Genomic DNA, 15930 nt, shown 5'->3' on the forward strand with positions numbered 1-15930 from the left:
ATATACGCTCATTTAGTGAGTATTAAACAAACTTAGAAATATAGTAATTTTCCTTACTCCTCATTTGCAAAGCGTCATCATCTGTCTTATCTTTGTACCCACAATAATGTAGGATTCCGTGAATCATCACACGCTTCAGCTCCTCCTTGAATTCTACATCAAAATCCTTAGCATTATCTTCAACCCTTTCAATAGAGATATAAACATCTCCATGTAGCTCTTTTCCTACTGAATAATCAAAACTTATAATGTCGGTTAAAGTATCGTGATCTAAAAACTCTACGTTAATTTTGTGGAGATATTCATCATCACAAAATATATAATTAAGTTCTCCTTCTTTACAACCCTCTTCGCTTATTGTTTCAGAAATCCATTTGGTGTATTCGCCCTCATTGGAAAGCTCAAACTCCGTTTCGTAATTAAAACTAATCATCTGTTTTCTTAAAATACTCTTGTACTTTTACTTTGTAAATTTGCTGCAAAGGTAAGGCTTGTCTATTTAAAATTTCTGTGGTATTAAAATATTCTCTTGCCGTTGGAATTTGATCCTGAACCGTATTATTATAATCCTTCAAATTTGTTTCCGATTGCCGCTTATTATCCTCTCCCTGCATGAATGTAGCATTCTCCATTTTGAGTAATTGATGTTCCAATTGCATCATTTTTTGCAACGTTTGATTGGTGAAACCTTTGTTCAATAAATCCAATTCCACCTCTTCCATGTCCTTCAACAACTTTTGAGCTTGCCCATTCAGTCCTTCCTTAGTCAACTTTTCTTGTAAAGCATTACGCAATTCCTGTTGTCTTTGATAAATTCCAAAAAGTTCCCCATTCATTTCTTCATTGTTCTGTTCAGACTCACCTTCCTGTTCACCATCCTGACCTTGTTGTGGTTGTTGACCCTTTTGCTCACCTTGTTGTTGGCCATCCTTAGGCTTGCCTTGTTGCTTTTCCATTTGTTCTTCCATCTCCTTATTCAACTCCCCTTGACTTTTAATTATGTCCGGTAATTGCATCTCGCTACCCTGCCCTTGCCCAGGAGAGGAATTCATTTGTGCCTCCATGTTATCCAATACATCACTTAAAAAGCTAGCCAGAGCATTGGTAGCCGTAATGGTATATTGCTGCGCAGCAATACCTTGATACAACTGATTCTCGGAAAGTTGGTCCAACGATTTATCAATGTTATAAAACACCTCAGTAATTTGACTATTCACCTGCTCCGATAACATAGGTTGTCTAAGGGATAAAGAAAACAAACTGTCATCGATATGCTCAAAATGTTCCCGTAAACTACTTTGCTTACGTAGATACTTACCATACTCATTATGGTTAATTTCAATACTCTTAAACGTGTTTAATAAAGCTTCCTGATCAAAAGAAAACACCACCAAATTATCCAAAATTTGTCGTAGCATTTCAGCGTCTTCAGCCATTTGTTGGCCACCGCCTCCCATCATTCCTTGTGCCATTTCTGAACTCATTTTTTTCATTTTTTTAGCAGCTGATTTCTGTTTCTGCTTAGCGTTCTGCTGACTTTGTTGTGCTCCTTGCTGATCGTTTTGTTGCTCTTGTTCTTCTTGCTTTTCCAAATCGTCTGATGCCCCTTGCTGCTCCTCCTTGATTTCTTCCTCGGTCATGTCATCCTTAGGTAAATCCATTGGTTTCTTTAAACCTTCATTTTCCTTTTCCAGGTCGTCCATTTCCTTTTGGAATTCTTCAAAAGCTTTATTCAGTTCGTCCTGGGCTTCTTTATTATTTTCTTCAGAATTTTTATTGGATAAGTCTTCTTGCTTTTCACTCAATTGTTCCAAATCCTGTTGCAACTTTTCGGCTTTTTTAGCCACATAATAACGCTTGGTAAGTTCCAATAACTGCTCTAAACTGCGTTGCTTATTTTTATTTTGCTTAGCCAATTGTTCCAACTTATCGGTCAATTCTTCCTTTTGAATTTTTTCTTGAAGCTTTTCCAATTCTTCCAACAACTTCTCGTCTTGTTTCAATTGCTGTTCTTGTTCTTCCAAACGTTCCTTCAACGCTTCCTTAAATTCATCCTTTTCATTACTCTCCTTTTGAAATTCCTCTAGATTCTCCTGCAACTTTTTATTGAAATTTTGCATCATTTCTTCCTGCGCTTTTTGACGCTTCAAGAACTGCTGCAATTTCTGTTTGTCATTAAAATTCAATTGATCCTTTTCCTTTTGTGTTTTGGAAAACTCTTCAAGTTGTTGGTCCTGTTCTTTCAACTTATCAAAAGAATTATTTAAGTCCTTAATGGTTTCGTTTTGCTCATCAAGTTGCCTTGTTTCTTCCTCTTCTGAGGTTAATTTACGGTATGAAAATACTTGGCTCTTTGCTTGCTTGTAATTATGCAAACGGTCATTATCAAACACCTGAAAAAACAATTCGTAAGCCTGTCCTGGTTGCACATTTAGCTGATTTGGAAACGCACTTACAAATTCATCAAAATTTGAATTATTAACAGGAATAGATACATACGCTTTATCATCTTCATTCCCTACAGGATAATACACCAATTGTAATTTACTCAATGCATAGTCATCACTTACCTGGCCATAGAAATACAAACTCTGTTGATCCAAACTATCCCTTTGCGATTCTACCCTAATTTCAGGATAATCATCCTTGATTATTTTCAATTCAAAAGTTAAATTTTCATAATCCTTTAATGCCTGATTACTTGTACTAATTTGATAATTGCTATTCTTAAATAACTGCTTGTTAGCTACGAAATTATTGTCATCAAGCTTTTCAAAATTCAAGGTGTCTTCTGCATACAATGCCACCCGTTCCGTAAATCTTGTATTCACTTTCCAAGTTACCTTGGTACCTTCTGGTATGGTAGCACTTCCCGTACTTTTTAAAACCTCATTTCCCTTTTTGGTATGCCCTGGATAATCCAAAAGCATTTCAAAATTCACTAAAGCAGGCACCTTGGTTACTTCCAAAGTGTAATCCTTGGACACTACATCATTAGCCATCATTCTAAAATCCAAAGATTCCATAGGCTGCTCAAAAACATACTCAAACTGTCCTGGGGCGGTCTGTTGTAAAAAATAAGTTTCGTTGTTAAATTGAATTTGGGCATTCTCTGGAATAACCTTACCAGCCGTTGACACCTTTAATACATAATTCTTGTTTTCAACTGCCTTTAAATTTTCATTCAAGACAAAAAACTTAAACGGTGCCGGTGGCTCATAGGCCGTTTTGTAGTTTAGAACCCTCTCATAACTATCGCTAAACAAATTGAAATGTCCTGTGAGGAAGGATAAGCCAATTATGAGCAATGGAATAGCCGCATATTTCAGATATTTGAAATTTTTTTTGAAGTTAACGGCCAATTTAAAAGGTACAGGCTGCAACTGCGCCGCCTTTTGTTCTATTCCTGCCATTAACAAATCTGAATCACTGGTTTTAAGGTTAGCAGACTGCTGCAACTGCAACACATTCAACAATTTATCACTTACCTCAGGAAAGTGCTTCCCTATAATATTTGAAGCCTGTTCATAATTGATGCCCTTTTGAAGCTTGAACAATTTAGCCAAGGGCAACAGAATAAATTTTATAAACAGCCCAAATTCAACAGCTATAAACACCCAAAACAGAATAGTTCGTGCCGTAGGATTGAGCCACAACACATATTCGATAAATAATGTAAGTAAAAAATATAAGAGACCTATGGCGAAAAAAAGAATGGCTCCCTTGAGCAATTCGTTGAAGTAATATCGCCTGATAAATTCCTCTAATTTAAGTTGTATGCTGTTAAAATGACTCACGTGCAATGGGATTGACTTACTAATCTACAATTTTATTTTTAGCTGTAATTAGACGAAAGTAATAACATTCTGTTAAACTCGATGATTTCAACTTAAAATCCGTTCTATCAAAAATCACCGCAAGTCTTTTCATCAAACTACTTTTATCTTACACGATATCAATCTATCTTTGCAACAAATTTACAAAACATGACCAAAGAAGTTCGCGTGCGATTTGCCCCTAGCCCAACGGGGCCTTTACATATTGGAGGGGTTCGCACCGCCCTATTCAACTATTTATTTGCAAAAAAACACAATGGAACCTTTGTGTTGAGAATTGAGGACACCGATCAAAACCGTTATGTGGAAGGTGCCGAACAATACATTGTAGATGCCCTTAACTGGTGTAACATTCCGTTTGATGAAGGTCCAGGTAAAAATGAAAAGTTTGGTCCTTATCGTCAAAGCGAACGCAAACATTTATACAAGGCTTACGCCGAAGAACTGATTGCTTCAGGAAATGCCTACTACGCATTTGATACGGCAGAATCTTTAGATTTCCACAGAAAAGACCACGAAGAAAAAGGAAAGACCTTTATTTATAATTGGCACAACCGATTAAAATTGAGCAACTCCCTTTCGCTTTCAGAAGACGAAGTAAAAACAAAATTGGACGCTGGTGAGCCTTATGTGATTCGTTTTAAATCGCCACAAGATGAAACTTTGCACCTTACAGATATTGTGCGTGGCAATATGACCATTGACACCAACATTTTAGATGATAAAATTTTGTTCAAAAGCGATGGGATGCCAACCTATCACTTGGCAAACATTGTGGATGATCATTTAATGGAAATCACCCATGTCATTCGTGGTGAAGAATGGTTACCTTCCTTGGCACTTCATGTGTTATTGTATAAAGCCTTTGGTTGGGAGGCACCAGAATTTGCACACCTACCATTGATTTTAAAACCTACAGGAAAAGGAAAATTGAGCAAGCGTGACGGTGACAAATTAGGTTTCCCTGTATTTCCATTACAATGGCTAGATCCAGCATCACAGGAAATCTCTAGAGGTTATAAAGAAGATGGTTACTTCCCAGAAGCTATGATCAACTTTTTGGCGTTTTTGGGATGGAACCCTGGCACGGAACAGGAAATTTTCAGTCTGGAAGAATTGACCGACGCGTTTGATCTTACACGCGTGAATAAAGCGGGTGCCCGTTTTGATCCAGACAAGATTAAATGGTTCAACCACCATTACATGCAAGACCAACACAACGATGATTTGGCAGCAACGTTTAAGGAAAGTAGACCAGAACTGGCCAATATTGACGTCAACTATATTTCTTTGGTAATAGGTTTAATTAAAGAGCGTGCCACTTTTGTTGGAGACTTTTGGCAATTGGGAAGCTATTTCTTTGTTGCACCAGAAAGTTATGACGAGAAAGCTTATAAAAAAGCCATTAAGGAGGATACTAAGGCCTTAATGGAAGAATTGTTGACAGAGATAAACAACGTGGATGATTTTACTGCAGAAACGCTTCAAAACACCATAAAAGGATGGATCACGTTCAAAGAAATTGGTTTTGGTAAAGTAATGATGCCATTGCGTATTGCCCTTGTTGGAGCATTACAAGGTCCAGATGTTTTTGAAATCATGTTCCTTATTGGCAAAAATGAATCGGTTTCCAGAATTGAGAAGCTGATAGCAACTTTATAAAAAAGTAAACCCCATAAAAAAAGCGAGCCATTGAGCTCGCTTTTTTGTTTTTAAATGTTGATTAGAATAAAATCATCGCTGTAAACACCAACATGGATTGGTGTCCTTTAAACTTCGAAGGCCCTCCAAAAGTGTCAATATCGTTGTTATTATTCAGCTTGTTTAATATGTTGGTAAATCCATAAATATACTGTCCTCGCAATTTAAAACCAGGAAAACCTGCCGATAACCCCACAGCTCCATTCACATTGAATTTAGAAATATCGGTGATTTCCTGAGCAGTTAAATTCTGATACCCCAAGATTCTATAGTTTTCCTGTGAGTCATCTTTTAATTCCAACTCACTGTTGTATTGAATCATAGGTCCAAAATCGGCAGTGATATAATCCTGAATAATTTTCGCATGGAATAAAAAGGACACCTGTGCCGTAAACATTTTATATTCAATTTCCTCCTCTTGAAACAATTGAAGCTGCGGACTTCCCAGAACATTCACATTGTTTTCGGATAAATGAATGTTATAACTTACCGAATACCATTTATGGGGCAAATCTACCGTAGCGCTCAAACCTCCAATCCAACCCGTTGAAGAGGTAGTTTCAAAATTATCTGTTAGAATGTCAAACTGGGTAATCCCACCGTGGATTCCTATGCCGTTTTGAATTCGGTACCGTTTGTGCTGTGCCAAAGAAGTTGTAACAAAACCTATACAAAAGACTACTAATAAGATAAAATTGTTGTGCTTCATAATGTAATTATCAGGGTATCAACAATCCAACCCGTTTTAAGCAAAAATAGTACTTAGATTGTCGTATTTATTGTCGAAATATAATTCTTACGGGCAAAATAAGCTTAATTTAGTAATCATTAAATAATTAACCTTAAAAATTTTATCATGGGACAATTTATCCTGGTTCCGATTCTAGTTATCGCAGCCCTAATTTTAATCTCCGCTCTCTTTATCGTTAAACAGCAAACCGCCGTAATTATTGAGCGTTTTGGTAAGTTTCAAAGTATCAGGCAATCTGGATTACAACTAAAAATTCCTGTTGTGGATAAAATTGCTGGACGCCTAAGTTTAAAAATACAGCAGTTAGATGTTATTGTGGAAACCAAAACTTTGGATGACGTATTCGTAAGGTTAAAAGTATCGGTACAATACAAAGTAATTCGCGATAAAGTATATGACGCCTTTTATAAATTGGATTATCCCCATGAGCAAATCACTTCCTACGTATTTGACGTGGTACGTGCCGAAGTTCCAAAAATGAAATTGGACGACGTCTTTGTAAAAAAGGATGATATTGCCCTAGCTGTAAAAGCTGAATTAAATGATGCCATGCTAGACTATGGTTTTGACATCATTAAAACCTTGGTAACCGATATTGACCCAGATGCTCAAGTGAAAGCGGCCATGAACCGCATCAATGCCGCAGAAAGAGAAAAAACAGCCGCGCAGTACGAAGGAGATGCACAACGCATTTTAATTGTTGAAAAAGCAAAAGCCGAAGCCGAAAGCAAGCGTTTACAAGGACAAGGTATTGCCGATCAACGTCGCGAAATTGCCAGAGGTTTGGAAGAATCTGTGGAAGTATTGAACCGTGTGGGTATCAATTCACAGGAAGCTTCTGCCTTGATTGTGGTAACCCAACACTATGATACCTTGCAATCCTTAGGAGAAGAAACCAATAGCAACTTGATTTTATTACCAAATGTTCCACAAGCAGGAAGTAACATGCTGAATGAAATGGTTGCCAGCTTTACGGCAAGTAACCAAATTGGTGAAGCTATGAAAGAAGCCAAAAATAAAGGCAATCAAGAATAGCCTTCCTATAAAACTTAATTTAAAGCCCCATAACAAATGTTTGGGGCTTTTTTAATGGTCTTTCCTATATTTCTCCAAAAGTGTCTCTAAACTGGCCAAATATTCCTTCAATTCGGTTTCGCTTATCGAAGGATGTTCCATGTTTGGGATGGTCATTGGATTTTCGTTTAAATACTTGTATACATCAGGGTAATTGGTTTCAATATCCCTCGTTATATTCGAAATTTTTGTAAGCAGTTCCTGTACTGTGTCCATACCTCATATTTTTTCCTTAAGGTACAAAATTTCAAGGCTATTTAAAATCCCTATTGTTGAAAAGGATGCCGTTCTTCCCATTCCCTTGAAGGATTCATCAATTTAAAAATTTGTTGCAGCAATGCGTTTAAAACGCAATTGGTATGTTTCATATACATACTCATAGCCACAGCCTTGGCACCAACCGAACTTTTAATTTCCATAGCAGTTCTACAATAGGCAATGTTTTTAAAAGAATTTTCAATCCCAAATTGTGCCATATCATACAACATATTCAAATACAATTGATTGTCATATTGATGTTCGCTGTCATACCCCAAAAAATAAGTTTCCAATACATCGTTATTCATGATCAACGTATAAAAACCAACTAAACCACCATCCAAATAATAACCGATTACCCTGAACTTCTCCTGCAAGTGCACTTTTAAACTGCAGAAATGTCTTTTAGGAAGTATAAAAGTGTTGATTTTGGCATTATCAGAGACATTTTTATACAGTTGATAAAGCGTTTCAGAATTAGATTCAATCTCCTCAAGAGTCAATTCTTTCGAAATAATGTCCTTGGATTTTTTTTTCGCCGTCCGATAACGTCGTCTGTACTTTTTATTTAAACTCCCTACATAATCGTCCATACTATCCCAGTTGGAACGAACTTTCATCATCATATTAGGCTGTGCAGAAACTTTGGAAATTTGATGACTCTCAAAAAAAGCGGTTTGCTTATGGATGGGATCTGTTTCAAAATAATCCTTAAAAAGCAATAACCGTATGGTTTTACCGGATTCCTCTTTGACTTTTATTTGTAGGGCTGTTAACGCCCTATAAATAGCCTCTACCTTTGCCCTTCCATTTAAAATATCTTTAAAGAAAATACCATGTTGTCCTGTATGCATTAAATTACCAACTACTAGAACATTCCCTCTTAAAACCTTAGATACTAAATTTTTAAACCGCTGTTCCAAACAATGGTCATTTGGGTTTCTAAAAATATCTTCCAAATACAACTGTACTCTTTGCATTATTGCCAGGCCAACCAATTCTTCACTTTTAAAAAAGCCGACATAATACCAAGTAATGTTATTTGGAGAAACAGTTTCTAAAGCTTTTAAATAATCCTGTTGTAAAAAAACATCGTGGTTCACCAAAGCATCCCATTGGTTTGGAAGATCATTTACGGAGCTATAAATTTTAAAATCTATCAATGTATAAAAGAAAAGACTGAACAATACTGTCAGTCTTTTAAAAATATGATTTGTTACAAACTATTCCCAAGCACAAATAATGCCTCCCATAAGCATCATGCATACAATCCAAAATCCACTATTTATAAAGATATATTTGGCACTTTTACGTTCAAATAAAGCATTGGTACCAATGATAGGCAAAGCCATAGTGACCCCTGTTATAAATCCATGTAACATGCCGTGTTTAAAGGTTCTAAAGGACGTTCCGTAGTCGTTCATAAAAGCAGCATACGATGGTAAAGCGCCTTCTACATCACCTTCTATCAAACTAAAAACTCCCGATTGATGCACCACTAAAGCACGTAAGGTAGCCGCAATAAAAAACGCAAATAACAAGGCCAAACCAAAAATCTTTGCCATGTTAGCCCCTTTCATTTTTTCTTCGGTCATTTCAGCCGCTTTCATCCAAGCAGTACCAAACACTTTTGGATTATACCAAATAGCACCAACAACCAAAGTAGAGGCAGCTGCGACCACAAGTGCCAAAATATTGAATTCCATAAATTATTGTTTTAGTTAGTAATATAAATATAATGAAATTGTAAATATTTAATATATTTTGAGTTACACCTATGAACTAACAACATAAAAAAAGCTTCAAATCTAAGTATTTGAAGCTTTTTAAAATATATTATGCTTTGAGGGCTAAATCATATTAGCCTCCATAACCAATAAGTCATTTTTATCTTCTTGGGCTTTAATTATAAAGGCTTCAATAGCCTCATTTTTCTCAAGTCCTTCATCCAAAAGTACACCCAAAGTTAACATAGCAGCAATGCGGGTTCCAACTTTTTTAACCGCCGTTTCAAATAATGGTTCCAGTTCTTCATAAGTAACTTCCTTAGCCAATTTTTGGATTTCAGCTTTCGTCTTAAGCTGTTTGGATTCAGGAAGATTGGTATATTTTTTCCCCAATTGCTTGATGACTTCAATTGCTGGACGCTTTGGTTGATTTTGCTTTGGCTGTGGTGCCTGCTTCTGTTGCGGAGCCGGTTGTTGTTTAGCCCAAGTATCACGTAAACCAACTGTTTTATTGAATACCAATACTTCAGGAGTGGTATCCTCATCCACATTAAAATATCCCAAACGTTGGAATTGGAAACGATCTCCTATCTGAGCTTCTTTCAAACTTGGTTCTACATAGGCTTCAATGATGCGCAGTGAATCCGGATTCAAAAATTCCATAAAATCAACATCCTGATCACCATCTGGAGATTCGTTTTTAAACAAACGATCGTACTCACGCACTTCTACCTTCACAGCATGTTTTACAGATACCCAATGCAAAGTTCCTTTCACCTTTTTGGAAGTATCCTCGGAATAAGTACAGTGAATCTCAGTTATATTACCTTCAGCATCCTTTACAACACTTTCTGCTTTAACGATATAAGCATTTTTCAAACGTACCTCACCACCAAGTTTCAGTCTAAAGTATTTACTATTGGCTTCTTCCTTGAAGTCGTCACGTTCTATATATAATTCTTTTGAAAACGGTACTTTTCTAAACCCTGCATTTGGATCTTCGGGGTTGTTTTCAGCTTCCAGCCATTCTTCTTTATCCTCTGGATAATTATCAATCACCAATTTAACAGGATCCAACACCGCCATGACACGAGGGGCTGTCTTGTTTAAATCTTCCCTTACACAAAACTCCAATAAGGATACATCAATCACGTTTTCACGCTTGGCTACCCCAACCTTTTCAATAAATTGTCTGATGGATGACGGTGTATACCCACGACGTCTCAATCCAGAAATCGTAGGCATTCTTGGATCGTCCCAGCCACTTACAACACCATCTTCTACCAATTTGAGCAATTTACGCTTGCTCATTACCGTATAACTCAAGTTTAAACGAGCAAACTCACGCTGTTTTGGCAACATAGGAAGCGCTTCTGGCTGATATTTGTGTACATTATGCTTGAACCAGTTATAAAGCTCTCTATGAGGCTTAAATTCCAAAGAGCATAAAGAGTGTGAAATCTGTTCTAAATAATCACTTTCACCATGGGTCCAGTCGTACATTGGATAAATACACCAACTATCTCCAGTTCTATGATGCGCTTTCTTTAAAATTCGGTACATGATAGGATCGCGCATTAACATATTTGGATGTTCCATATCGATTTTGGCACGTAACACATGAGAGCCTTCATCAAATTCACCATTTTTCATACGTTCAAACAAATCCAGGTTTTCTTCAACGGATCTGTTTCTATAAGGACTATCGGTTCCAGGTTGTGTAGGCGTTCCTTTCTGTTCAGCCATAGCTTCACTGGACTGTGAATCCACATAAGCCTTTCCTTCCTTAATCAACGCTACTGCCCAGTCATACAACTGCTGGAAATAATCTGAAGAATACAATTCGTTGGCCCATTGGTATCCCAACCAAGACACATCCTTTTTAATAGCATCTACATATTCCTGTTCTTCCTTAACAGGGTTGGTATCGTCAAAACGGAGGTTTACAGGAGCGTTGTACTTCTCCCCTAATCCAAAACTAATACCAATGGCTTTGGTATGCCCAATATGCAAATAGCCATTGGGTTCTGGAGGAAACCTAAAACGTAGTTTATCGGTTGATAAACCATTGGCCAAATCCTCTTCTATGATGTGCTCAATGAAATTGAGTGATTTCTTATCTTCAGACATAAAGTATCGGAATTATTACTCTAAATTTTTCTTTTAAATTTTTCCACAAAATTAGGCAAATTTAAAGAAACTATATCATTAATGAACAGTTATCTAAAACCCCTAAAACCATTAGTTTTCTTCTTTGTTTTCAAGGCAATATGAAATATAATTTTATGAATCATATTGGATGATAATTTAAATCCAGATTAACAATACATCCCTTTTTATCCCGTACCTTTGCAGCATGGGAATCATTAAAGTTGAAAACATCCGTGTATTTGCCAACCATGGTTGCTTAAAGGAAGAAACCAAAATAGGCAGTGATTATCGAGTAGATTTAAAGATAAAAGCCAATTTGCAGGCATCGGCACAATCTGATGACCTTGGAGATACGGTAGATTATGTCCTTTTAAACAAAATTGTAAGGGAAGAAATGCACCAACCTTCACATTTATTGGAAACCGTTGCCAAACGTATCATAGTGCGCATATTAAAGGAAGATCCACTAGTCACAAAAGCTACGGTTTGGGTGAGTAAATTGAACCCTCCTATTGGCGGTGATGTAGAAATGGTGACAATAAAAATGACTGAAAGACGAAAAAATTTGCAGTAAGTGGTGTAGAAACTATATTTTTTTTACATTTGCTGTCCTCAAACAAGGCGTCTTGGCCGAGTGGCTAGGCAAAGGTCTGCAAAACCTTGTACAGCGGTTCGAATCCGCTAGACGCCTCAAAAAAGCCTTAAGAAAATGATTCTTAAGGCTTTTTTATTTTTGGTCTACATATTAATTTCTTCCAATTTATCCTTTATCAACTCCTTTTCCTTCGGAAAGAAGCCCTGCAAGAGCAATAAAATTCCGAATCCTAAGATGACCAAAGCGACAATTTTCTTTGTTTTAAAGATTAAACGCGGTGTTAATTTATTCCGTAATGTTTTGGCCACAACAATTTTTACAAGATCTACAATGAAATAAACCGCCAAAATAGTTCCTAGGAACACGTAAAGTCCTTCCTTACCTTCGGTAAGTGAATTACCAATAATGATAAACCCAAGCCATCCCAACAACACACCAATGTTAATAAAGTTGAGCAAAAAGCCTTTTAAAAAGAGTTTTCCGTAATTTTTTTGAATTTCAACACGATGGTATTCCCTAACAATCTCTCTAAAAGACTTAGAGGTTTTTATAAATGAAATAAAACCATACACGGCCAACAGTACACCACCAAAAATTAAAAAATTAGGATCGTCCTCTACCTTTTCAATAAGGTTATTCGTACTAAAAAAAGCAACTAGGATGAAAAGAATATCCGCAAAAATAACTCCCATATCAAAGATAAGGGCACTCTTAAAACCTTTAGTGGCACTGGTTTCCAGCAGTACAAAAAAAACAGGACCTATGGTAAAAGCTAAAATAATACCAAAAGGTACAGCTGCTAAAATAGCATCGAGCATAAAAGATATTTGTTTCTACAAAGTTAGAAAAAGCAACTTATAAGGTTTGCCTTTTTCTCAATTGGAAGGACAAAAATACAATTCTGATTAATATTATGCCTTCACTAAAACTGCAGTTCCAGTTATGGAAACTACAATTATAGCAGAATTTGGAAAAGTTTCAATATCCAATCTAATACCGACCACGGCATTGGCCTTTAATTTTACGGCATTATCCCGTAAATGTTGAAAAGCTTCTTCTTTAACTTCATTTAAATTATCCTCCATGGATTGGTAGTACTTATCCATGTTAAAGGTAAAAGCAGCCTTTTGAATTCTGGTAGAAACCCCAGAAACAATCCCTAAATAATTGATTATTGGATGGCCTTCAATTTGATCGGTTGTTGTTAAAATCATGCTATGCACACTAAATTATTCCTCAGGTTTTCCCACTAAATTAAAATCTAAATGTTTTTTCACCAAATCGGTATCCTTTACCGTAACCACCACTTCATCTCCCAATTGGTACATATGTTTGGTTTCACGGCCAATAATGGCAAATTGAGTTTCGTCAAATTCGTAATAATCATCACGAATGTCACGAATTCTTACCATTCCTTCACATTTGTTGGAAATGATTTCTACATAAATTCCCCAATCGGTTACTCCAGAAATTACGCCCACAAACTGCTCATCCTTATGATCCTGCATAAATCTTATTTGCATATACTTAATGGAATCACGTTCAGCTTTAGTAGCTAAATATTCCATATCGCTGGAATGCTTGCACTTATCTTCATAAATCTCTTCATTGGCCGATTTTTCGCCATCCAAATACATCTGTAACAACCGGTGTGCCATCACATCTGGATATCGTCTAATTGGCGATGTAAAGTGACTATAATAATCAAAAGCCAATCCATAATGCCCAATATTGTGTGTAGTATACTCGGCCTTACTCATACTTCTAATGGTAAGTGTATCTACCAAATTCTGTTCTTTTTTCCCGTTTACTTCAGCTAATAAATTGTTAAGCGAATTGGAAATACTTTTACGATCCTTGAAATTCAATTTATATCCAAATTTTGATACAACGCCTTGAAGCGCTGATAATTTGCTCTCGTCAGGTTCGTCATGAACGCGATACACAAATGTCTTTGGTGGTTTTTGTTTACCTACAAACTCGGCTACTTTTTTATTAGCCAAAAGCATGAATTCCTCAATGAGTTTATTGGCATCTTGACTGGTTTTAAAAAACACTCCAATTGGGTTGTTATCTTCATCCAAATTGAATTTCACCTCTACCTTATCAAACGAAATTGCTCCTGAACGCATACGTTTACTACGCATTTTTTTGGCCAAGATATCCATGGTTAATATAGCATCAGCTATGGCCTGATCTGCTTTATAAGCCTTTTCAGTTAGAGACACCTCTTTAGGAATATCATTGGTTTTAGATTCAATAATAGCCTGTGCCTCTTCATAGGCAAATCTGGCATCACTGTAAGTCACTGTTCTCCCAAACCACTGGTCTTTTACTTCTGCTTTGTCATTTATTTGAAATACAGCCGAAAAAGTATATTTCTCTTCATGCGGTCGTAAAGAACAAGCCTTATTGGACAGTATTTCAGGAAGCATTGGTACTACGCGATCTACCAAATACACCGAAGTGGCCCGTTCGTAAGCCTCATCATCCAACACAGTGTTTGGACGGACATAATGCGATACATCGGCAATATGGATTCCAATCTCATATAAGCCGTTTTCAAGCACTTTAAAGGACAAAGCATCATCGAAGTCCTTAGCATCCTTAGGATCGATTGTAAAGGTCAATACGTCGCGCATATCGCGTCTTTTAGCTATTTCCTCTTTGGTTATGGAAGTGTCCAAATTGTTAGCATATTGCTCCACTTCATATGGAAATTCATAAGGTAAACCGTATTCGGCTAATATTGAATGGATTTCGGTATTATGTTCCCCTGGTTTCCCTAAAACCTTTAAAATTTTTCCATAAGGGGAATCGGCCTTTTCAGGCCAATCTTCCAAAGATACCAACACTTTGTCACCATCTTCGGCATTGTTTGTTTTATTGATAGGCACAAAAATATCCTTGTACATTTTACCACTGTCAGGTATAACAAAAGCATAGTTACTATGCAATTGTACCACGCCAACATACTCGGTTTTAGCACGTTTCAATATTTGGGTTACTTCTCCTTCTTGACGCCCTCGATAACGTCTTTTGTACACGTAAAACTCAACTTCATCACCATCTAAGGCTTTGTTCATGTTATTGGAAGCTATAAATACGTCATCCTCAAAGTGATCCGAAATAATATATCCAGATCCCCTGGCACTCATATCTACAATTCCGGTATAATAATCGGTAGTCACGATGGCCTTAAACTTGCCCCGTTCTACTTCTTCTATTTCCTGTTTGGCTTTAAGTTGCTGAAGTTTCTTTATGATCTGATTCCTACTACTGGCATCGTTTACACCAAGCTTGGCAGCAATCTGCTTATAGTTAAAGGTTTTGTTACGTTCCTTTTTTAAAATACTTAAGATTGTATTTGTAAGGTTGGAAATTTGGTTGTTCGATTTCCTTCTTTTTTTCTTTCTAGCCATTCTCTTTTTTCTAATAGTAACAAATCTAAGCTTTAATATACTAAATCATATTTCTTTTAGGCTAAGATTTTAAAGGAATCACTAAACAGACTTCAAATATATCTTTTCAAACAGATTTTGTTAATCCAATCGTTATTCACAATTAATACTATAATTACTTTTCTTTTTTGAAATTTTAAAAAAATGATTGTTGTTTATGATAGGGTGTTAATAAGTGGAATAACTTTTTTGATTTTTTTTTTGAAAACTCACAGTTTACGGTCTATTAAAATGTTATTAACAACCTGTTTTTATTTAAATACTTCATTTTGAGTAAAATTATGGTAGTTATTAAAACCTGTTTAAAACGAATGTTAATAGTTTTGATTTAACAACTTTTAGAAATTTTGGTGTTTATAATGAAAAAAAGGATGCT

13 protein-coding genes and 1 tRNA gene are annotated in these 15930 nt (G+C 36.3%); 4 read left to right on the top strand and 10 right to left on the bottom strand.

Going from position 1 to position 15930, the window contains the following annotated elements; translation table 11 throughout:
- Positions 1-22 precede the first annotated feature (22 nt).
- Positions 23-433 (bottom strand): rRNA maturation RNase YbeY, encoded by a 411-nt coding sequence (gene ybeY / locus RBH95_RS00960; protein ID WP_307900871.1) that lies wholly within the window; start codon positions 431-433, stop codon positions 23-25.
- Entirely contained in the window at positions 426-3797 is a 3372-nt protein-coding gene (locus RBH95_RS00965) for a DUF4175 family protein (RefSeq protein ID WP_307900872.1), read from the bottom strand. Before RBH95_RS00965 ends, ybeY begins: the two co-directional genes overlap by 8 nt.
- A 189-nt stretch (positions 3798-3986) precedes the next feature.
- On the opposite strand from RBH95_RS00965, the gene gltX reads away from it, so the two are divergent.
- Positions 3987-5498: a glutamate--tRNA ligase gene (gene gltX, locus RBH95_RS00970; RefSeq protein ID WP_307900873.1), complete on the top strand. Its 1512-nt coding sequence runs from the start codon at positions 3987-3989 to the stop codon at positions 5496-5498.
- A gap of 61 nt (positions 5499-5559) precedes the next feature.
- Here gltX and RBH95_RS00975 read toward each other — a convergent pair whose 3' ends face one another.
- Complete coding sequence (locus RBH95_RS00975) at positions 5560-6246, bottom strand: hypothetical protein (RefSeq protein ID WP_307900874.1); 687 nt, start codon at positions 6244-6246, stop codon at positions 5560-5562.
- Between the two features lie 147 nt (positions 6247-6393).
- Here RBH95_RS00975 and RBH95_RS00980 point away from each other — a divergent pair, with 147 nt between their 5' ends.
- A complete protein-coding gene (locus RBH95_RS00980) occupies positions 6394-7323 on the top strand; it encodes an SPFH domain-containing protein (RefSeq protein WP_307900875.1) in 930 nt (309 codons plus the stop codon).
- Positions 7324-7374: 51 nt separating this feature from the next.
- On the opposite strand, the gene RBH95_RS00985 is transcribed toward RBH95_RS00980, so the two are convergent.
- From RBH95_RS00985 to RBH95_RS01000, 4 genes are all read right to left on the bottom strand, one after another.
- A complete protein-coding gene (locus RBH95_RS00985) occupies positions 7375-7578 on the bottom strand; it encodes a hypothetical protein (protein WP_307900876.1) in 204 nt (67 codons plus the stop codon).
- Positions 7579-7628: 50 nt separating this feature from the next.
- On the bottom strand, positions 7629-8783 hold the full coding sequence (locus RBH95_RS00990; RefSeq protein WP_307900877.1) for a GNAT family N-acetyltransferase: 1155 nt from the start codon (positions 8781-8783) through the stop codon (positions 7629-7631).
- A 60-nt stretch (positions 8784-8843) separates the two neighbouring features.
- A complete protein-coding gene (locus RBH95_RS00995; RefSeq protein WP_307900878.1) occupies positions 8844-9326 on the bottom strand; it encodes a DUF1761 domain-containing protein in 483 nt (160 codons plus the stop codon).
- Positions 9327-9470: 144 nt separating this feature from the next.
- Positions 9471-11477, bottom strand: coding sequence for a glutamine--tRNA ligase/YqeY domain fusion protein (locus RBH95_RS01000; protein WP_307900879.1), 2007 nt, complete (start codon positions 11475-11477; stop codon positions 9471-9473).
- A 226-nt stretch (positions 11478-11703) separates the two neighbouring features.
- On the opposite strand from RBH95_RS01000, the gene folB reads away from it, so the two are divergent.
- Positions 11704-12072, top strand: coding sequence for a dihydroneopterin aldolase (gene folB / locus RBH95_RS01005; protein WP_307900880.1), 369 nt, complete (start codon positions 11704-11706; stop codon positions 12070-12072).
- A 46-nt stretch (positions 12073-12118) separates the two neighbouring features.
- Positions 12119-12189 (top strand) — tRNA-Cys (locus RBH95_RS01010).
- 47 nt (positions 12190-12236) lie between these two features.
- Here the strand turns inward: RBH95_RS01010 and RBH95_RS01015 are convergent.
- From RBH95_RS01015 to rnr, 3 genes are all read right to left on the bottom strand, one after another.
- The gene (locus tag RBH95_RS01015) at positions 12237-12911 is read right to left on the bottom strand and encodes a LysE family translocator (protein ID WP_307900881.1); all 675 of its coding nucleotides are present in this window, start codon (positions 12909-12911) and stop codon (positions 12237-12239) included.
- Positions 12912-13004: 93 nt separating this feature from the next.
- Positions 13005-13307, bottom strand: a complete 303-nt coding sequence (locus RBH95_RS01020; protein WP_307900882.1) for a heavy metal-binding domain-containing protein — start codon at positions 13305-13307, stop codon at positions 13005-13007.
- Positions 13308-13322: 15 nt separating this feature from the next.
- Positions 13323-15515 carry a ribonuclease R gene (gene rnr / locus RBH95_RS01025; protein ID WP_307900883.1) on the bottom strand — a complete coding sequence of 731 codons (2193 nt, stop codon included), beginning with the start codon at positions 15513-15515 and terminating at the stop codon, positions 13323-13325.
- Between the last annotated feature and the right edge of the window lie 415 nt (positions 15516-15930).

The sequence above is a fragment of the Mangrovimonas sp. YM274 genome (genome assembly GCF_030908385.1).
In the GTDB taxonomy this organism is placed as follows: Bacteria; Bacteroidota; Bacteroidia; order Flavobacteriales; family Flavobacteriaceae; genus Mangrovimonas_A.

Bases quoted from the DNA above. Each gene is read 5' to 3' on its own strand.
- ybeY (WP_307900871.1), bottom strand. From the start codon at position 433: ATGATTAGTTTTAATTACGAAACGGAGTTTGAGCTTTCCAATGAGGGC.
- gltX (WP_307900873.1), top strand. From the start codon at position 3,987: ATGACCAAAGAAGTTCGCGTGCGATTTGCCCCTAGCCCAACGGGGCCT.
- RBH95_RS00975 (WP_307900874.1), bottom strand. From the start codon at position 6,246: ATGAAGCACAACAATTTTATCTTATTAGTAGTCTTTTGTATAGGTTTT.
- RBH95_RS00980 (WP_307900875.1), top strand. From the start codon at position 6,394: ATGGGACAATTTATCCTGGTTCCGATTCTAGTTATCGCAGCCCTAATT.
- RBH95_RS00985 (WP_307900876.1), bottom strand. From the start codon at position 7,578: ATGGACACAGTACAGGAACTGCTTACAAAAATTTCGAATATAACGAGG.
- RBH95_RS00995 (WP_307900878.1), bottom strand. From the start codon at position 9,326: ATGGAATTCAATATTTTGGCACTTGTGGTCGCAGCTGCCTCTACTTTG.
- RBH95_RS01000 (WP_307900879.1), bottom strand. From the start codon at position 11,477: ATGTCTGAAGATAAGAAATCACTCAATTTCATTGAGCACATCATAGAA.
- folB (WP_307900880.1), top strand. From the start codon at position 11,704: ATGGGAATCATTAAAGTTGAAAACATCCGTGTATTTGCCAACCATGGT.
- RBH95_RS01015 (WP_307900881.1), bottom strand. From the start codon at position 12,911: ATGCTCGATGCTATTTTAGCAGCTGTACCTTTTGGTATTATTTTAGCT.
- RBH95_RS01020 (WP_307900882.1), bottom strand. From the start codon at position 13,307: ATGATTTTAACAACAACCGATCAAATTGAAGGCCATCCAATAATCAAT.
- rnr (WP_307900883.1), bottom strand. From the start codon at position 15,515: ATGGCTAGAAAGAAAAAAAGAAGGAAATCGAACAACCAAATTTCCAAC.